Origin of the sequence: Streptococcus sp. DTU_2020_1000888_1_SI_GRL_NUU_041A, assembly GCF_032387735.1 — a bacterium.
Lineage (GTDB): Bacteria > Bacillota > Bacilli > Lactobacillales > Streptococcaceae > Streptococcus > Streptococcus sanguinis.
This window is the reverse complement of record NZ_CP135591.1, coordinates 2006114-2024098: the sequence shown is the minus strand read 5'-3', so window position 1 is coordinate 2024098 and position 17985 is coordinate 2006114. Positions and strand designations below refer to the sequence as shown.

The following is a 17985-nucleotide window of genomic DNA, read 5'->3' as shown; positions in this document are numbered from 1 at the left end:
ATGCTTATTGCTCTTATTGCAGGAATCGTAACTTTTATCCTAACTATCATCGGCATTCCTGCCTTTATTCGTTTTTACCATAAGGCTCGTATCACAGGCCAACAGATGCACGAAGATGTCAAGCAGCATCAGGCCAAGGCCGGAACACCAACCATGGGTGGCACAGTCTTTCTCTTGACCTCCGTTCTGGCCAGCTTTGTTATCGGTCTGTTTTCGCATCAGCTGTCCAATGGCTTGATTATGATTCTTTTTATCTTGGTCCTGTATGGCGTTGTCGGATTTTTGGACGACTTCCTCAAGGTGTTTCGTAAGATCAACGAGGGTCTTAATCCCAAGCAGAAACTGTTTCTGCAGCTTGTCGGCGGAGTTGTCTTTTACTTCTTTTATAATCAGCACGGTGCAGGTGACCAGCTGAATATCTTCACCGTTCCTGTCCAGATAGGCTTCCTCTATGTCTTTTTCGTCCTTTTTTGGTTGATTGGCTTCTCCAATGCTGTCAATCTGACGGATGGAATTGATGGTTTGGCCAGTATCTCGGTGGTCATTAGCTTGGTAGCCTATGCTGTGATTGCTGTTGAGCAGAAGCGTTTTGATATTTTGATTGTCATCATCAGTATGATTGGCGGCTTACTAGGCTTCTTTGTCTTCAACCACAAGCCCGCTAAAATCTTCATGGGAGATGTGGGAAGCCTGGCTTTGGGCGGTATGCTGGCTGCTATCTCCATTTCCCTTCACCAAGAGTGGACCCTCCTCTTGATTGGTATCGTCTATGTGTTTGAAACAACCTCTGTCATGATGCAGGTGACTTACTTCAAGCTGACCGGCGGTAAGCGGATTTTTCGGATGACTCCGGTTCATCACCACTTTGAGCTGGGAGGCCTAACTGGCCACGGCAAGGAGTGGAGCGAATGGAAGGTCGATTTCTTCTTCTGGGGAATCGGTATCGTGGGCAGTCTTTTGACCCTAGCTATCCTATATTTATAGCAAGAAGCGAGTCTCTGGCTCGCTTTTCTGCTTCTTAGATTTGAGGGTAAGCAGGATGGTTATTTTTTTGGTATAATAGTTAGGATAATAGAATAGAGGACAAGATGAAATTTACAGAATTTAAGTTTAAAGATTATATTCAGGAAGCGCTCAGGGATTTGAACTTCCTTGAAGCAACTCCAGTCCAAGAAAAGCTGATTCCTGTGGTATTGTCAGGTCGGGATCTGGTCGGTGAGTCCAAGACCGGCTCTGGGAAGACCCACACGTTTTTGCTGCCGATCTTTCAAATGCTGGATGAGGAGGCAGACAGTGTGGAGGCTGTCATTACAGCCCCAAGTCGGGAGCTGGCAGCGCAGATTTATCAGGCTTCTCGGCAGTTAGCTAGCTTTTCTGAAAGAGAGATTCGGGTGGCTAACTATGTCGGTGGGACTGACAAGGCTCGTCAGATTGGGAAGTTAGAGTCTAGTCAGCCTCATATCGTCATTGGAACGCCTGGTCGAATTTATGACTTGGTAGAGTCTGGCGACTTGGCCATTCACAAGGCCAAGACCTTTGTCGTTGACGAGGCAGATATGACACTGGACATGGGCTTTTTGGCGACGGTTGATAAGATTGCAGGCCGGTTGCCTAAAGATTTGCAGTTTCTCGTTTTTTCAGCGACCATTCCGCAGAAGCTTCAGCCTTTTTTGAAAAAATACCTGTCTAATCCAGTGATTGAGCAGATTAAGACCAAGACGGTCATTGCGGACACCATTGAAAACTGGCTTCTGTCAACCAAGGGACGAGACAAGAATGCCCAGATTTATCAAATCAGTCAGCTCCTGCAGCCTTATCTGGCTATGATTTTTGTTAATACCAAGACGAGGGCAGATGAGCTGCACAGCTATCTGACAGCTCAAGGGCTCAAAGTTGCTAAAATTCATGGAGACATTGCTCCGCGGGAGCGCAAGCGCATCATGAATCAGGTCAAGAATCTGGATTTTGAGTACATTGTCGCTACTGACTTGGCAGCGCGGGGGATTGATATCGAAGGTGTCAGCCATGTTATCAATGATGCCATTCCTCAGGACTTGTCTTTCTTTGTCCATCGGGTAGGCCGGACCGGCCGTAATGGTCTTCCTGGTACAGCCATTACTCTCTACCAGCCGAGTGATGACTCAGATATTCGGGAGTTAGAAAAGATGGGGATTAAGTTCATTCCCAAGATGATAAAAGATGACGAGTTCCAGGATACCTACGACCGAGACCGTCGGGCCAATCGGGAAAAGAGCCGGGAGAAGCTGGACACGGAAATGCTGGGGCTGGTAAAGAAGAAAAAGAAAAAAATCAAACCAGGCTACAAGAAAAAAATTCAGTGGGCTGTTAACGAAAAGCGCCGCAAGACCAAGCGAGCAGAGAATCGTGCACGTGGCCGGGCAGAGCGTAAGGCTAAGCGCCAAACCTTTTAGTGATATACTTTTCTTATCGCTGTGATAAGAAAAATATATTAGTCTTTATGGAAGAGATATGATAGACTAGTGAAACTAGTCTATTTTTATATTGGGCTTAGTGTGGCTTATTTGATATTTAGGAACACGAGATTTTCACTAGCTGCTCATGTTTTGACTGCTAAAAGACAATAAAAGCGAAGCAAATTCTTTGTTTTGTTCCAGAATTGTGTTAAAATATTTCATTATCAAGAAAAGGAAGTAATAATGGTGGTTACAACTTATCTTCTGACAACTGGTTGGTATGAGGAGTTCCTCAAGTTCATTCCAGATGGTAAATTATTTAGTTTAAGGGCTGTTTTTGAGGCCATTCCGGGCATTTTGCAAAATCTGCCAATCACCCTTCTCTTGACAGCGGGTGGTGCAGTCTTTGGTATTCTGCTTGCCATGGTTTTTGCTATCGTCAAGATTAATCGGGTTAAAGTCCTGTATCCGATTCAGGCTTTCTTTGTCAGCTTTCTGAGAGGAACACCGCTGCTGGTCCAGCTCATGCTGACCTATTTTGGGATTCCTTTATTGCTCAAGGCCATCAATCAGAAGTATGGCACAAGCTTTAATATCAACGAGATTCCAGCGTCTGTCTTTGCGATTGTTGCCTTTGCTTTCAACGAAGCGGCTTATGCCAGTGAGACCATCCGGGCAGCAATTTTGTCCGTAGATCCGGGAGAAATTGAGGCTGCACGCAGCTTAGGAATGACCAACAAGCAGGTTTATATGCGTGTCATTATCCCCAATGCAGCAGTAGTGGCGACACCTAGTCTGATTAATTCCCTGATTGGCTTAACCAAGGGAACTTCTCTGGCCTTTAGTGCCGGTGTAGTGGAAATTTTTGCCAAGGCGCAGGCTATCGCGGGGGCGGACTACCGTTACTTTGAGCGTTTTATTTCGGTTTCGCTGATTTATTGGGCAGTCAATATTCTCATTGAGCAACTTGGCCGCTGGATCGAAAAGATGATGGATATCAAACAGCCGGATAAATTTGAATCGCTTCAGCAAGCAGAAGGAGAAGGAATCTGATGATTAATATTTCACATTTAAGTAAGACTTTTTCAGGTCAAAAGGTTCTGGATGATCTCAGTTTGGACATTAAAAAAGGCGAAGTGGTAGCTTTGATTGGCTCTTCGGGTGCTGGTAAGTCAACCTTTCTCCGTAGCCTCAACTATCTGGAACAGCCAGATAGCGGAAAGATTGCTATCGACGGTTTCAAAGTGGATTTTTCAAGGATTTCCAAAGATGAGATTTTGCTACTGCGCCGCAAGCTAGCCATGGTTTTTCAGCAGTTTAACCTCTTTTCCCGTCGGACGGCTCTGGAAAATGTCAAGGAAGGTCTGCTGGTAGTTAAGAAACTGTCAGACCAAGAAGCGACTAAGATAGCCAAGGAAGAGTTAGCAAAAGTTGGCTTGTCAGACCGAGAAAATCACTATCCTAGACATTTGTCAGGCGGTCAGAAGCAGCGGGTTGCCTTAGCAAGGGCTTTGGCTATGAATCCAGATGTTCTTTTGCTAGACGAGCCGACCTCAGCCTTGGATCCCGAGTTGGTCGGAGAAGTAGAGAAATCAATCGCTGATGCAGCCAAGTCTGGCCAGACCATGATTCTGGTCAGTCATGATATGTCCTTTGTCGCTCAGGTGGCTGACAGGGTGCTCTTTTTGGACAAGGGGAAAATCATAGAGTCTGGGACACCAGATGAGATCATCCATCATCCAAAGGAAGAAAGAACCAAGGAATTTTTTGCTAGTTACAAACGGACCTATATTTGATATAATAGAGACAGTGAAGGCTCAGTTGGCTAGACCAGCTGAGTTTGTTTTCAGTCTTAGCGTACAGTGGAGCAGGCTTTCTTGTCTAGTGGGTGTTTTATGCTGACGGTTAGATTTGGGGTTGTTACCTTTCTTTGCACTACGAGGCTGATTGACCTTTGAGGAGTTGACATGTTAGATCAAATATTTGCACTTTATATCGAGAGCTTGCTTTATACTGCAGTCGGTGTAGGGATCATTGCGGGTTTATGGATTGGACTGCGGATGATTCGCCGCAAGGATAAGACGGCTAAGGAGCGCCAGAGTCATCTGTACGATGTCCTTCTGATTGTCATTATGACGATTCCAGTCCTGTCTTTTGCGACGCTGGGCCTGCTCATTGTCCTAAAAGCTTAAATGCTTGTAAAACTGTAGAAAAGTTGTTAGAATAATTCTAGTTACAACAAGGAGAAAGAAGAGTTATGTACGATACAATTATTATTGGAGCTGGACCTGCCGGCATGACAGCTGCCCTCTATGCAGCCCGCAGCAACCTAAAAGTTGCCCTGCTGGAGCGTGGTATTCCTGGTGGTCAGATGAATAATACTGCTGACATTGAAAACTATCCAGGCTATGCCAATATCAGCGGTCCTGAGCTAGCAGAGAAAATGTTTGAACCTCTGGAGAACCTGGGTGTTGAACATTTATTTGGCCTAGTAGAAAAAATTGAAGACCGAGGCGATTTTAAGGAAATCATCACAGAAGATGAGCGTTTTGAAACTAAAACAGTCATCATTGCTTCTGGTGCCAATCATCGTCATCTGGGGGTTCCTGGTGAGGAAGACTACAACAGCCGCGGGGTTTCCTACTGTGCGGTCTGTGATGGCGCCTTCTTCCGTGATGAAGACCTGCTGGTTGTCGGTGGTGGCGACTCAGCTGTTGAGGAGGCTATTTTCCTGACGCGCTTTGCAAAAAGTGTGACCATTGTTCACCGTCGAGATGAGCTGCGAGCACAAAAAGTGCTGCAGGATCGCGCCTTTGCCAACGAAAAGATTCGCTTTGTCTGGGATTCTGTGGTGGAAAGTATCCATGGTGATGAGCGCAAAGTGACAGGCGTAACCTTCAAGAATGTCAAGACAGGTGAGGTTAGTCAGGCAGAGTTTGGCGGTATCTTTATCTATGTTGGCCTAGATCCAGTTAGTGAATTTGCTGCGGACTTGGGCATCACTGATGAGGCTGGCTGGATTCTGACGGATCATCAGATGAAGACGTCAGTAGCCGGTATTTACGCTGTTGGTGATGTTCGCCAGAAAGACCTGCGCCAGATTACGACGGCTGTTGGCGATGGTGCTATTGCCAGTCAGGAAGCCTACAAATACCTTACAGAGCAAGCATAAAAATATAAGCTAAGCAAGTGTGTCTATTCAAGTGAGTTGACAGGATTTGCTTAGCTTTTTTGGAATTATGATATAATAAAAGGTATCTAGCATAAAGGAGCAAGAAGATGTACCCAGATGATAGTTTAACTCTGCACACTGATTTGTACCAAATCAACATGATGCAGGTTTATTTCAAGCAAAATATTCACAACAAGCGTGCAGTTTTTGAAGTTTTTTTCCGTAAAAATCCTTTTAATAACGGCTACGCAGTTTTTGCGGGCTTGGAAAGAATTATTTCCTATCTCAATAATCTGACATTCAGCCAGAGCGATTTAGATTATTTGCAATCCTTGGGCTATCACGGAGAGTTTCTGGATTATTTGCGAAATCTCAAGATGAGCCTGACCGTAAGGTCTGTTCAGGAAGGTGATTTGGTTTTTGCCAATGAACCAATCGTGCAGGTGGAAGGTCCACTGGCTCAGTGTCAGCTGGTTGAGACTGCTCTGCTCAATATCGTTAATTTTCAGACCCTGATTGCTACCAAGGCAGCCCGTATACGCTCTGTCATCGAAGATGAACCTCTGATGGAGTTCGGTACGCGCCGGGCCCAGGAAATGGATGCTGCTATTTGGGGGACTAGGGCAGCGGTGATTGGCGGAGCGAACGGTACCAGTAATGTCCGGGCTGGCAAGCTCTTTGATATTCCAGTCTTGGGAACGCATGCCCATGCTCTCGTTCAAGTCTATGGAAATGATTATGATGCCTTTAAAGCTTATGCTGAGACTCATCATAACTGTGTTTTCTTAGTAGATACCTATGATACATTGCGTTTGGGTGTTCCGGCAGCCATTCGGGTGGCGCGTGAGCTAGGAGACAAGATTAAGTTTCTGGGTGTCCGTATTGATTCGGGAGACCTTGCCTATATTTCTAAGAAAGTTCGGCAGCAATTAGATGAAGCTGGCTTCCCTGATGCTAAGATTTATGCGTCCAATGATCTGGACGAAAATACCATTCTCAACTTGAAAATGCAAAAAGCCAAGATTGATGTCTGGGGTGTGGGAACCAAGCTCATTACGGCCTATGACCAGCCGGCTTTAGGAGCAGTTTATAAGATTGTTGCTATTGAAGATGAGACTGGAGAATTACGCAATACCATCAAGTTGTCCAATAATGCTGAAAAGGTTTCGACCCCAGGCAAGAAACAGGTTTGGCGCATTACCAGTCGCGAAAAAGAGAAGTCTGAGGGAGACTACATTACCTATGACGGCCTTGATGTCAATGGCTTGGAAGAGCTGGAAATGTTCCATCCGACCTATACCTATATCAATAAAACGGTCAAAAATTTTGATGCCGTACCGCTTTTGGTGGAGATTTTCCAAGAAGGGAATTTGGTCTATGCTCAGCCGACCTTAACTGAAATTCAAGCCTATGCCCGTAAGGAATTTGATAAACTTTGGGACGAGTACAAGCGGGTTCTCAATCCACAAGATTATCCAGTTGACCTGGCTAGAGATATTTGGCAGGATAAGATGGACTTGATTGACCAGATGCGCAAGAAAGCCTACCAGACAGGAGCAGAAAAATGAGTCTACAAGAAGAAATCATCGCTCAATTGGGCGTCAAACCAGTGATTGATCCGGAGGAAGAAATCCGCAAGTCGGTGGATTTTCTCAAGGCCTATCTGAAGAAGCACCCTTTTTTGAAAAGTTATGTTCTGGGAATTTCTGGTGGTCAGGACTCAACCTTGGCTGGCCGCTTAGCTCAGCTGGCTGTAGAGGAAATGCGGGCTGAGACTGGGGATGATAGCTACCGCTTTATTGCCGTTCGTCTGCCTTACGGTGTTCAGGCAGATGAAGATGATGCGCAAAAGGCTCTGGCTTTTATCCAGCCTGATGTCAGTCTGACAGTCAATATCAAGGAATCAGCTGATGCCATGACAAGGGCTGTAGAGGCAACGGGTGCCAAAGTCACTGATTTTAACAAGGGTAATATCAAGGCCCGCAGCCGTATGATTGCCCAGTATGCTTTGGCTGGTTCATACAGTGGGGCTGTTATTGGGACCGATCACGCAGCAGAAAATGTCACGGCCTTTTTCACTAAGTTTGGGGATGGCGGAGCAGATATCTTACCGCTTTACCGTCTCAATAAACGTCAAGGCAAGCAGCTTTTGGCCGCCTTGGGAGCTGATCCGGCCCTCTATGAAAAGGTGCCGACGGCTGACTTGGAAGAAGAAAAGCCTGGGATTGCGGATGAAGTCGCTCTGGGCGTGACCTATAATGAAATTGACGACTACCTCGAAGGCAAGTCCGTCTCAGCCCAAGCTCAAGAAACTATCGAATCTTGGTGGCATAAAGGCCAGCATAAACGGCATTTGCCGATTACGATTTTTGACGAATTTTGGAAGTGAAAATCTCTATCGAAACTTTTTAGTTTGAGCTAAGAAACGAGGAAGCTATGAAAAAGATAGGTACAGAGTCCATTGAAACCAAACGTCTTTTACTAAGACCTTTTCTGGAATCGGATGCTCAAGCTATGTATGACAACTGGGCTTGTCGTCCGGATAATTTGCTGCACGTGACCTGGGATGCTCACGAGAGTCCTGAAGTCACCCGACAGTCTATTGCTCACTGGGTTGAGAATTATCAAAACATGAATTTTTACAAGTGGGCCATCTGCCTGAAAGAAAATCCTGAACATGTGCTTGGTGATATCAGTGTGGTGGACATGGATGAGGCAGTCAATGCTTGCGAAGTCGGTTATATTTTAAGTAAAGACTATTGGGGGCAGGGGCTGATGACAGAAGCTTTGAAAGCTGTTTTGAACTATCTCTTGCAAGACGCAGGATTCAATCGTGTCACAGCAAGATTTGTAACAGCCAATGCAGCTTCTGGGCGTGTCATGGCTAAAGCTGGAATGAGCTACGAAGGTACTTTCCGTCAGGCTGTATTTCATAAAGGACAAGTCAAAGATTTTTCCGTCTATGGAATCCTAACATCCGATTTAGAAAAAGGCTAGGACTCTTTTGCCCAGCCTTTTTACTTGCGCTCTTTTTTTAAAGTTCTATAATAGATGTATAATGACAAGGAGGATTCTATGAAGTCGTTAGAACAAGATTTTACAGATAAGTTGTATGCTGCTTATGAGGCCAATCCCAAGTTTGCAGCAATTGAAAATGCCATCAGCCACAATGGCCTTTTGGCTTCCTTAGAGAAGCGAAGCGCTGCTGTGGAAAACACACCTGTCTTTTCACTGGACCTCACTAAGGACAAGGTTAGCGACCAGAAAGCTTCTGGACGCTGTTGGATGTTTGCAGCTCTTAATACCTTCCGCCACAAGATGATTGCTGGTTTCCAACTGGAGGATTTTGAGCTATCTCAAGCCCATACCTTCTTTTGGGATAAATATGAAAAATCCAACTGGTTCTTGGAGCAGGTGATTGCGACAGCTGACCAAGAATTGACCAGCCGTAAGGTCAAGTTTCTCTTAGATACGCCACAGCAGGATGGCGGTCAATGGGATATGGTCGTGGCGCTTTTTGAGAAATACGGCGTCGTGCCTAAGTCGGTCTATCCGGAGTCAATTTCTTCCAGTAACAGCCGTGAGCTCAATCAAATTCTCAATAAGCTCTTGCGTCAAGATGCACAGATTTTGCGAGAATTAGCAGCGGACGGGGTAGAATCGTCAGAACTTCAGGCCAAGAAAGAAGAATTCTTACAGGAAGTCTTTAACTTCCTAGCTATGAACTTAGGCTTGCCGCCTCGCCAGTTTGACTTTTCTTATCGCGATAAGGACAATCATTTCCACAGCGAGAGCGGATTGACACCTCTGACTTTTTATCAAAAATATGTCGATCTCAAGCTAGCTGACTATGTCTCTATCATCAATGCACCGACTGCTGACAAGCCTTATGGATGGTCCTATACAGTTGAGATGTTGGGCAATGTCGTTGGAAGTAAGCCGGTTCGTTATTTGAATGTTGAAATGAACCGACTAAAAGAGCTGGCTATTGCTCAAATGCAGGCTGGTGAGACCGTTTGGTTTGGCTCGGATGTTGGTCAGTCTAGCAATCGTAAGGCTGGTGTTATGGCTGAGGGGATGCACGATTTCACTGCCAGCATGGATATTCGACTAACTCAGGATAAGGCTGGCCGCTTGGACTATAGCGAAAGCCTCATGACCCACGCTATGGTCTTGACAGGGGTGGACTTGGATGAAAATGGCAAGGCTAAGAAATGGAAGGTCGAAAACTCCTGGGGCGAAAAGGTTGGTAACAAGGGCTATTTCGTAGCCTCTGACGCTTGGATGGACGAGTATACCTATCAAATCGTCGTCCGTAAAGAGTTTCTGACAGCCGCAGAATTAGCAGCATATGAAGCAGAGCCACTTGTGCTAGCTCCCTGGGATCCCATGGGTGCTTTGGCAAAGTAAGCTTTGATGAGAGAATAAGAAAAGAGTAAGAATTTTTCATTCTTACTCTTTTAGTTTGTATTTTAATCTTCGTCACTCTAGACATCTCCACCATTACCGGAAGATGAGTCGCTGTGGTTAGAAGAGCTATTGTTTGAATCACCAGAATGCTCACTAGCAGCTGATGTGTCAGAGCTAGCTTCTGTACTGTAACTGCTATAGCTAGAAGAGTTATAGTATTGCTGGTTATTGTAGTAACGGTTATAGCCGGTACCACTGTTGAGATAGACATAAGAGCCACTGCGGTAGAGACCATCTGGCATTTCCCAATCCTCTGAAGCAGAGCCATCTTGAGCTAGGTAAAGCATCATTTCGCGGTAGACATCTGTTGCAACCTTAACCCCGTCATCAAGGATTGGTGTCAGACGGTTTGAGTAGCCAGTCCAAACGGCCATTGAATACTTAGGCGTGTAACCAACGAAGAGCTCGTCTGGTGTGACAATGCTAGAGTAGTAGTAAGGCTTGGTCAGCTTGGCTAATTCATCATCAGCATAGTTGGAGGTTCCGGTCTTACCGGCTTGATAAACACCTGAAATTGCAGCGTTTGTACCTGTACCAGACTGCAAGACTGTTTTCATCATGTCGGTCATCATGTAGGCTGTCGTTTCCTTCATAGCCTTGGAACCATTATTGGAGAAAGTCTTCTCCGTTCCGTCACTGAAGACGATGCGATTGACATACTGAGGCTTGTAGTAAGTACCACCATTGGCAAAGGCTGCATAGGCAGCAGCCATTTTTTCACTGCTGGCTCCGTATTCGTTGCCGGATTTGCTGGTATTACTTGAAATGGCATTAACATAGAACATTTCAGGATAGTTAATTCCAATACGATTTAGGAACTTGAGGGACTCGTCCAGACCAACGGCTTCCAGTGTTTTCACAGCAGGAACGTTACGGGATTCCTGAATCGCGTATTGAATCGTCATCCCGCCATAGTATTTCTTATCCCAGTTGTAAACTGGTGTGCTGGAATACGGGAAGTTATATGGAGCATCTGTGATAGGAGCAGCAGTTGAAGTATAGACTTCATTTTCAAGAGCTGGAGCATAATCAGTGATTGGTTTCATACTTGAACCGAAGTCACGATTGGTTTCAACAGCTTGGTTGGTACCAAAGGATACGTTGGTAGACTGGTGACGGGCACCGAGCTGGGCAATGACTTTACCAGTTTGGACATCCATAACTGTGGAGGCAACCTGCATTTCATCATCTGGATAAGCTACATAGTCTTCAGTATTGTAAATATCCCAGAGTTTCTGTTGAGCCTCTGTGTTGACGTTTGTATAGACTTCCATACCAGTTGTCAGGACATTGTAACCAGTTTCTTCTTCAACCTGTTCAATTGCTTCTTTGATATAGTTATCCATGTAAGCTGGGTAGCTAGTAGAAGCTTTCAAACTTTGAAGTCCGTCGGTTACAGGGGTATTCTTGGCTTGCTCATACTGTTCATCTGTGATGTACTTGAGATCATGCATCTCACGAAGTACCAGATTACGGCGGTTGGTTGCAGCCTCTGGATGGGTGTAAGGGTCGTATTGGTTAGGTGCTTGAGGCATACCTGCCAGCAGAGCCGTTTGGTGTAAGCTTAAATCTTTTAGGTCCTTGCCATAGTAGCTTCGGGCTGCTGTCTGCATACCGTAGTTACTGTTAGACATGTAGACTTTATTGACATAATAGGTCAAGATTTGCTGCTTGGTCGCTTTACGCTCAAGCTGAGCGGCCAGCCATGCTTCTTGGATTTTACGTGAAAGAGTCGCATCCGAAGAAGAGGTTGAGAAATAGGACAGCTTAATCAATTGCTGGGTTAGAGTTGATCCCCCTTGGCGACCCCCGCGGATGTTGCTAACAAGGGCACCTGCAATCCGAATAAAGTCTACCCCGCGGTGGTTGAAGAAGCGATGGTCTTCAATGGCGACAATGGCGTTGACCAAATCCGTAGGAATTTCACTTGTTTCAGCATTGACCCGCTTTTCAGCGCCTAGGTCCGCAATCAAATTGTTATTGCTGTCAAAAATCTTACTGGATGTGGTCGCGATGAGATCTTTTTCAGAAAGCTTAGGAGCCTTGACCGCATAGTAGGTAAATACCAAACAGCCAATCACGAATCCAATCATAAGCAGGGTTATAAGTGCACTTGCAAGATATTTCAAAGCCTGCATAAGAGTTTGTTTATTCATTTATAATACCACCTAGTAGTTTTTGTTCGATAATTTCAAGATAAGGGATGCTGGGAAGCTGTTGCATTTCAATCGGATAACCATGCTCTTGGATGTAAGTTAAGGGCATGGACTTCCCTCCCTTGTCGATCTTGTAAAACTCAATTAAATAAGAAGCGGGAAGTAGGTAAGTCTCCCTTAAGCTGGAAAAATGCAGTAAGACAAAACAGATGCCCTTTTGCTCAAGGACTGCCTCCATATGTTCAATCTGATGCGAATGAAAATTTTTCATGGGCATCGATTTTTTCTGTCGGGTTTCCTTGGCTTCAAAGTCAATATAATGGCCCTTGTAGACACCAGAATAGTCTGTTGTGGAAGCTTGCCGAAAGTAAGCCTCTACAATCTTGGCTCGGCTACGGTGCGGATAATCAACCTTGACAATCTGAATGGGGGTAGGCTTTTTATGGATGACAGCGAGTCCTCTGCTTAGATAGTAGTTGTTGGATTCGTTGATCATCTTTTCAAAAGACATCCCACGATTGGCAAAGTTAACAATGCCGGGAACAGGCCTGTTGATACTGCTTTTTGCCTTTAGCTTATGCGGATAGTTGACCATAAAACTCCTTATTGGTACAATAGCATCACTCTATTATACCACAAAAAACTTTTTTAAGGGAGAATAAATGACCAGTCTATTAATAACAGGCTACAAAGCCTTTGAAATCGGCATTTCGACGGAAAAAGATATGAGAATAAAAATTATAAAAGAAGCCGCTAAGAGGGACTTAATCCGTTTTTTGGAAGACGGAGTGGATTGGCTGGTTTTTATGGGAAATCTGGGCTTTGAATCTTGGGTTTTGGAGCTGGCCAACGACCTGAAAAAGGACTATGAATTTCAGACGGCAACCATCTTTCTCTTTGAGAATCAAGGTGAAAATTGGAACGAAGCTAATCAAGCAAAATTAGCTGCTTTTAAGCAAGCCGATTTCGTCAAGTATGCTTATCCGACCTATCAAAATCCTAGTCAGTTTCGTGATTACAATCAATTCGTCATTCAAAATACAGATGGAGCCTACTTGTTTTACGATGAAGAACAGGAGACAAAACTGAAATATCTTTACCAAGAAATGAAAAAACAAGAACAATATTTTATCAAAAAATTAACATTTGATGACCTGAATGAAGTGGCCGAAAATTTTTCGGGAAATTAGATGATAAATCTTGATTTTTATTAGGCATTTTGTTTATAATTGAATATGACAAACTAGATTGGAGAGAGAAGATGGCAAGTATTATTTTTACAGCAAAAGATATTTTTGATCAGGATTTTAAACGCGAAGTACGCGGTTATAGTAAGTCCGAAGTGGATGAGTTTTTGGATGATATTATCAAGGATTATGAGACTTATGCAGCCTTGGTAAAGGAGCTGCGTGAGGAAAATCGCCGTCTCAAGGAAGAGTTGGCTGCGAAGCCGGTTGAAAAAGCACCGGTTCAGCCGACTCAGCCTGTCCAATCAACACAAGCGACTCAGTCGACTGTGGAAAGCTTCCCTCAGATGACTTCTGCGACTAACTTTGATATCTTGAAACGCTTGAACCGCCTCGAAAAGGAAGTATTCGGGAAACAAATTCTGGATCGTGAATAATGGTTCTTTTTAGAACAGTGCAATTTTTGGATAATCGCGTGGAAATTTTAGATTTTCATGAGGAAAGTCCATGCTAGCACTGGCTGTGATGCCGGTAGTGTTTGTGCTAGGCGAAGAAATAAGCCTAGGGACGGATTTTTCCGTTACGGCGACTGAAAGGGCTAAGTCTTTGGATATGTCTGATTAGGTCTGAAAGTGCCACAGTGACGTAGTTCTTCTGGAAACAGAAGAAGTGGAACGCGGTAAACCCCTCAAGCTAGCAACCCAAACTTTGGTCGGGGCATGGAGTGCGTGGAATCGAACATAGCACTCTGACTGGAAACAGTAGACAGATGATTATCGAAGGAAATGGTACCTAGTCATTTCCGGAACAAAACATGGCTTACAGAAAATTGCATATAGGCTGAGGCTGGGACGTCAAGTCCTGTCCTCTTTAAATTTTATAATAGAATAGCAAGAGAGTGGCTGAGCGCTCTATTCTCTGCCAAGTTCAACTAACTGTTGCTTCATTTGTCTGATGGATATTTCAAGGAATGAGCTAGCTGATAAATGGCAGCGAAACCTTCTCAGCCCAAAATTTAAAAAGGGAGAGTGAGGAAAATCGATGTGACGAAATCACGATTTTTGTCTCACTCCCTTTGTTTGTATAGATTAGAATCCATTTAAAAAGCCAAGATGAAAGAAAAATTTAATTTAATTGCGACCGCAGCGGCAGGGCTAGAAGCTGTCGTCGGCCGTCAAATCAGAGAGTTGGGACTTGATTGTCAGGTCGAAAATGGCCGGGTTCGCTTCGAGGGTGATGTCAGTACTATTATTCAAACCAATCTCTGGCTGCGCGCGGCCGATCGGATTAAGATTGTAGTTGGCAGTTTTCCAGCTAAGACTTTTGAAGAGCTCTTTCAGGGAGTTTTTGCTCTGGATTGGGAGAATTATCTACCGCTGGGAGCTAAATTTCCTATTGCCAAGGCCAAATGTGTCAAGTCAAAACTTCACAATGAGCCTAGCGTTCAGGCTATTTCTAAAAAGGCAGTTGTCAAGAAGCTGCAGAAGCATTATGCACGTCCGGAAGGGGTGCCCCTGCAGGAAAATGGAGCTGAGTTTAGGATAGAGGTTTCTATTCTAAAAGATGTAGCGACGGTCATGATTGATACGACAGGATCCAGCCTCTTCAAACGTGGTTATCGGGCCGATAAAGGTGGTGCACCGATCAAGGAAAATATGGCAGCGGCCATTTTACTCCTGTCCAACTGGTATCCAGATAAGCCTTTGATAGACCCGACTTGCGGCTCTGGTACTTTTTGTATCGAGGCAGCCATGATTGGGATGAAGATAGCGCCGGGACTCCATCGTTCCTTTGCCTTTGAAGACTGGAATTGGGTGGATAAAGACCTGGTAGCTCAGGCTCGCTCGACTGCACTCAGTCAGATTGATCAGACCATCCAGCTGGATATTTCTGGATCGGATATCGATGGTCGCATGGTAGAGCTAGCTCGAAAAAACGCTGAGCAAGCAGGAGTAGCAGAGCAGATTCGCTTTAAGCAGATGCGTTTGCAGGATTTGCATACAGATAAGACCAATGGTGTTATTATCTCTAATCCGCCATACGGGGAACGCCTCCTAGATGATGAGGCTGTGACTCGGCTTTATCAGGAGATGGGAGAAACCTTTGCTCCGCTCAAAACCTGGAGCAAGTTTATCCTGACTAGCGATGAAGCTTTTGAAAGCAAATATGGCAGTCAGGCCGATAAAAAACGCAAACTTTATAATGGTACTTTAAAAGTTGATTTATATCAGTATTTTGGCCAGCGGGTCAAACGTCAGTTAGATTAGAAAGGATTTGCCGTGACGAAAGAAGAAAACTACTCACCGGAAGAAGAAAAGAAAGAGTCGGTCCTTGATTTTGAAGAGGCCAAGGAAATGACAGTCGGACAAGCTACTCGTAAGAAAGAGGAGCTGGAAGCCGGTGTGAATGAAAGCGACAATGTGCTGGATAAGTATATCAAGCAGCACCGTCAGGAAATCGAAGCAGGAAAATTTGAAACTCAGAAAATCAGAAAGCTGCAGGAGCAGGAAGCTGCTCAAGCTGAGCAAGCCTCTTCTGATTTGACCGACTTCATCAAAGAAAGACGGCAAGAGGTTGAAAGTGAACAGGAGATTCCAACAGCTCAGTTGACAGCCACTGAGACTGCAAGTGAGCCAGAAGCAGTTCCAACCCCCTTAACCCCCTTAGGATCTCGCAGTCAACGCTCAGAGCAGGAAGATGCGGTTCCTGCTGCTCCCGTTCAAAAGACATCTTACGGTCCTATTCCAGAACCACTTGATGAGAAGGAATTACAGGTTCCTAAGACACCTTTCTACAAGAAAAAAGCTTTCCTTTATCCAGTTTTAGGACTTTTAGGGATTGCTGTAGCGGGCACAGGGCTTTACTTTGCTCTGGGGCATAATTGGGGTCATAAGACCGTTACAAGCTCTAGCTCTTCAACATCGCAGTCCAGTAAAAAGAGCTCGTCTTCCTCTAGCTCTGATAATACTGCCAAGGATTTGAAGTCCTTTAATGATGAGTATGCTGCATTCTTCACAGATAGCAATCAGACAGCTGTCAAAAACAGTAAATTTGGCGACTTGGAAAAATTAAAAACCTTACTTGAAAAACTAAAAGGCAGCAAAGACTATGATGCAGCCAAGAGCAAGTATGATTCCCTAGTGAAACAAATTTCGGCTATCCAAAGTGTCAATTCGCAGTTTGACGGTGGAGCGATCACTGACGGTGTCTTGAACAAGGAAGCCAAGGCTAATACAAATGCGACTTTCTCAGATGTATCAAGTGGCAATGCTAAGCTAGATGAAGTTCTAAAGGCAGCAATTGCCCAAGGACGCGGCCAACAGGTTCCAACACCGGCTCCTGCTACTGATCAAGGAGGTACAGGTGCAGGTACAAGTGGCGGTTCAAGCTCGTCTGCTTCTGGTTCAGGAGCTTCCAGCTCTTACTCTGGCTATGGTCTTCCTAGCAACGGAGTAAATCTGCAGAGAGACCTCAGTCGTGTCCCTTATAACCAAGCGGCTATTGATGACGTCAACAATCCGGCTTGGACGTTCAATCCTGGCGTTCTGGAGAAGATTTTGCAAACTTCTCGTGAGCGCGGCTATATTTCTGGTGATAACTATATCCTGGAACGCGTCAATATTATTAAAGGAAACGGCTACTATAACCTCTTCAAGCCAGACGGTACCTACCTCTTCAGTATCAACTGTAAGACTGGCTACTTCGTCGGAAATGGACCAGGTCATGCTGACTCGCTTGATTTCTAGTCATCTTTGAACATTTCTTCAGCAGCTGACTTTCTAGTTTGTTGATGGATTTCATTATACATGCACAAAAAAAGTTCTCAATTTCGAGAACTTTTTATTGTTTTAAATCACATGGCGTTCAAAGGCATCATCTGAGATTCCTTGGCTGAGAATAAGTTTAGCCCATTCTTTGGCTGAGAAGAGGCTGTGATCCTTGTAGTTTCCGCAGGATTCAATGGTTGTTCCAGGGACATCTTCCCAACTAGTTGACTCAGCGATTTCTTCCAGACAGGATTTGATGACCTGAGCAATCTGGCTGGAGCTGTGTTGCCCCCACATAATCATATGAAAACCAGTGCGGCAGCCAAAAGGTGAGCAGTCAATCATACCATCAATGCGCTTGCGAATCAGCATGGCCAGCAAATGCTCAATGGTATGCAGGCCAGCAGTTGGGATTGAATCTTCATTAGGCTGAACCAGACGGATATCAAAATTGGAAATGATATCGCCTTTAGGGCCAGTTTCCTCTCCGATGAGGCGAACGTAAGGCGCTTTGACGATGGTGTGATCCAGCTCAAAGCTTTCAACGACAACTTCTTTAGACATGGTTTCTCCTTTACAATGTAGCGAGTGCGAGAAGGTTTTTCTAGTGATATCAAGCCATAGGTTTGTCTTGTTAGCGAAGAAAAAGCCTGTCTCATATGCATCTTTTCTTCTCTGATTATAGCATAAAAATTTTTTATTTGGGAATAAAGTTTGCATCTTAAAGGAATGAAAAATTTGAACAATCTTGCTTATCTCTTGAAAAAAGTTTTGGTGCTCAGGCTTCTACAAACTTTG

At 44.7% G+C, this 17985-nt stretch carries 17 protein-coding genes and 1 other RNA gene; 15 read left to right on the top strand and 3 right to left on the bottom strand.

Annotated elements, in window-relative coordinates:
• The 10 genes from mraY (at window position 1) to pepC (ending at window position 10017) form a co-directional block, all read left to right on the top strand.
• Window positions 1–984 (top strand): phospho-N-acetylmuramoyl-pentapeptide-transferase, encoded by a 984-nt coding sequence (gene mraY / locus RSK81_RS10015; protein ID WP_002911286.1) that lies wholly within the window; start codon window positions 1–3, stop codon window positions 982–984.
• A 104-nt stretch (window positions 985–1088) separates the two neighbouring features.
• Window positions 1089–2432 carry a DEAD/DEAH box helicase gene (locus tag RSK81_RS10010; protein ID WP_315686688.1) on the top strand — a complete coding sequence of 448 codons (1344 nt, stop codon included), beginning with the start codon at window positions 1089–1091 and terminating at the stop codon, window positions 2430–2432.
• A 246-nt stretch (window positions 2433–2678) separates the two neighbouring features.
• Complete coding sequence (locus RSK81_RS10005; protein ID WP_002893524.1) at window positions 2679–3488, top strand: amino acid ABC transporter permease; 810 nt, start codon at window positions 2679–2681, stop codon at window positions 3486–3488.
• Window positions 3488–4231, top strand: coding sequence for an amino acid ABC transporter ATP-binding protein (locus tag RSK81_RS10000; protein ID WP_223321892.1), 744 nt, complete (start codon window positions 3488–3490; stop codon window positions 4229–4231). Before RSK81_RS10005 ends, RSK81_RS10000 begins: the two co-directional genes overlap by 1 nt.
• A gap of 171 nt (window positions 4232–4402) precedes the next feature.
• Window positions 4403–4627: a DUF4059 family protein gene (locus tag RSK81_RS09995; RefSeq protein ID WP_002893522.1), complete on the top strand. Its 225-nt coding sequence runs from the start codon at window positions 4403–4405 to the stop codon at window positions 4625–4627.
• A 65-nt stretch (window positions 4628–4692) separates the two neighbouring features.
• Complete coding sequence (gene trxB / locus RSK81_RS09990; RefSeq protein ID WP_315686683.1) at window positions 4693–5607, top strand: thioredoxin-disulfide reductase; 915 nt, start codon at window positions 4693–4695, stop codon at window positions 5605–5607.
• A 107-nt stretch (window positions 5608–5714) separates the two neighbouring features.
• A complete protein-coding gene (locus RSK81_RS09985; RefSeq protein ID WP_315686681.1) occupies window positions 5715–7175 on the top strand; it encodes a nicotinate phosphoribosyltransferase in 1461 nt (486 codons plus the stop codon).
• Complete coding sequence (gene nadE, locus RSK81_RS09980) at window positions 7172–7996, top strand: ammonia-dependent NAD(+) synthetase (protein ID WP_315686679.1); 825 nt, start codon at window positions 7172–7174, stop codon at window positions 7994–7996. The genes RSK81_RS09985 and nadE overlap by 4 nt, the downstream gene beginning before the upstream one ends.
• 47 nt (window positions 7997–8043) lie before the next feature.
• Complete coding sequence (locus tag RSK81_RS09975; protein WP_315686677.1) at window positions 8044–8604, top strand: GNAT family protein; 561 nt, start codon at window positions 8044–8046, stop codon at window positions 8602–8604.
• A gap of 78 nt (window positions 8605–8682) precedes the next feature.
• The gene (pepC, locus tag RSK81_RS09970) at window positions 8683–10017 is read left to right on the top strand and encodes an aminopeptidase C (RefSeq protein ID WP_315686675.1); all 1335 of its coding nucleotides are present in this window, start codon (window positions 8683–8685) and stop codon (window positions 10015–10017) included.
• 77 nt (window positions 10018–10094) lie between these two features.
• On the opposite strand, the gene pbp1a is transcribed toward pepC, so the two are convergent.
• Entirely contained in the window at window positions 10095–12233 is a 2139-nt protein-coding gene (gene pbp1a, locus RSK81_RS09965) for a penicillin-binding protein PBP1A (protein WP_315686672.1), read from the bottom strand.
• Window positions 12226–12828 carry a Holliday junction resolvase RecU gene (gene recU / locus RSK81_RS09960; RefSeq protein ID WP_125342647.1) on the bottom strand — a complete coding sequence of 201 codons (603 nt, stop codon included), beginning with the start codon at window positions 12826–12828 and terminating at the stop codon, window positions 12226–12228. The genes pbp1a and recU overlap by 8 nt, the downstream gene beginning before the upstream one ends.
• Before the next feature lie 67 nt (window positions 12829–12895).
• Here recU and RSK81_RS09955 point away from each other — a divergent pair, with 67 nt between their 5' ends.
• From RSK81_RS09955 to RSK81_RS09935, 5 genes are all read left to right on the top strand, one after another.
• On the top strand, window positions 12896–13423 hold the full coding sequence (locus tag RSK81_RS09955) for a DUF1273 domain-containing protein (RefSeq protein WP_004185623.1): 528 nt from the start codon (window positions 12896–12898) through the stop codon (window positions 13421–13423).
• A gap of 71 nt (window positions 13424–13494) precedes the next feature.
• The gene (gene gpsB, locus RSK81_RS09950; RefSeq protein WP_050540601.1) at window positions 13495–13857 is read left to right on the top strand and encodes a cell division regulator GpsB; all 363 of its coding nucleotides are present in this window, start codon (window positions 13495–13497) and stop codon (window positions 13855–13857) included.
• A gap of 22 nt (window positions 13858–13879) precedes the next feature.
• Window positions 13880–14247, top strand: an RNA gene (gene rnpB / locus RSK81_RS09945) — RNase P RNA component class B.
• Window positions 14248–14532: 285 nt separating this feature from the next.
• Window positions 14533–15687 (top strand): class I SAM-dependent RNA methyltransferase, encoded by a 1155-nt coding sequence (locus RSK81_RS09940; protein ID WP_268682440.1) that lies wholly within the window; start codon window positions 14533–14535, stop codon window positions 15685–15687.
• Window positions 15688–15699: 12 nt separating this feature from the next.
• Window positions 15700–17166, top strand: a complete 1467-nt coding sequence (locus RSK81_RS09935) for a cell division site-positioning protein MapZ family protein (protein WP_293826144.1) — start codon at window positions 15700–15702, stop codon at window positions 17164–17166.
• Window positions 17167–17268: 102 nt separating this feature from the next.
• Here the strand turns inward: RSK81_RS09935 and RSK81_RS09930 are convergent, their stop codons facing one another.
• Window positions 17269–17751: an S-ribosylhomocysteine lyase gene (locus tag RSK81_RS09930; RefSeq protein ID WP_002905191.1), complete on the bottom strand. Its 483-nt coding sequence runs from the start codon at window positions 17749–17751 to the stop codon at window positions 17269–17271.
• Between the last annotated feature and the right edge of the window lie 234 nt (window positions 17752–17985).

Bases quoted from the DNA above. Each gene is read 5' to 3' on its own strand.
- trxB (WP_315686683.1), top strand. From the start codon at position 4,693: ATGTACGATACAATTATTATTGGAGCTGGACCTGCCGGCATGACAGCT.
- RSK81_RS09955 (WP_004185623.1), top strand. From the start codon at position 12,896: ATGACCAGTCTATTAATAACAGGCTACAAAGCCTTTGAAATCGGCATT.
- RSK81_RS10000 (WP_223321892.1), top strand. From the start codon at position 3,488: ATGATTAATATTTCACATTTAAGTAAGACTTTTTCAGGTCAAAAGGTT.
- recU (WP_125342647.1), bottom strand. From the start codon at position 12,828: ATGGTCAACTATCCGCATAAGCTAAAGGCAAAAAGCAGTATCAACAGG.
- RSK81_RS10010 (WP_315686688.1), top strand. From the start codon at position 1,089: ATGAAATTTACAGAATTTAAGTTTAAAGATTATATTCAGGAAGCGCTC.
- gpsB (WP_050540601.1), top strand. From the start codon at position 13,495: ATGGCAAGTATTATTTTTACAGCAAAAGATATTTTTGATCAGGATTTT.
- RSK81_RS09940 (WP_268682440.1), top strand. From the start codon at position 14,533: ATGAAAGAAAAATTTAATTTAATTGCGACCGCAGCGGCAGGGCTAGAA.
- pepC (WP_315686675.1), top strand. From the start codon at position 8,683: ATGAAGTCGTTAGAACAAGATTTTACAGATAAGTTGTATGCTGCTTAT.
- RSK81_RS09975 (WP_315686677.1), top strand. From the start codon at position 8,044: ATGAAAAAGATAGGTACAGAGTCCATTGAAACCAAACGTCTTTTACTA.
- mraY (WP_002911286.1), top strand. From the start codon at position 1: ATGCTTATTGCTCTTATTGCAGGAATCGTAACTTTTATCCTAACTATC.
- pbp1a (WP_315686672.1), bottom strand. From the start codon at position 12,233: ATGAATAAACAAACTCTTATGCAGGCTTTGAAATATCTTGCAAGTGCA.
- RSK81_RS10005 (WP_002893524.1), top strand. From the start codon at position 2,679: ATGGTGGTTACAACTTATCTTCTGACAACTGGTTGGTATGAGGAGTTC.
- RSK81_RS09995 (WP_002893522.1), top strand. From the start codon at position 4,403: ATGTTAGATCAAATATTTGCACTTTATATCGAGAGCTTGCTTTATACT.
- RSK81_RS09985 (WP_315686681.1), top strand. From the start codon at position 5,715: ATGTACCCAGATGATAGTTTAACTCTGCACACTGATTTGTACCAAATC.
- RSK81_RS09930 (WP_002905191.1), bottom strand. From the start codon at position 17,751: ATGTCTAAAGAAGTTGTCGTTGAAAGCTTTGAGCTGGATCACACCATC.
- nadE (WP_315686679.1), top strand. From the start codon at position 7,172: ATGAGTCTACAAGAAGAAATCATCGCTCAATTGGGCGTCAAACCAGTG.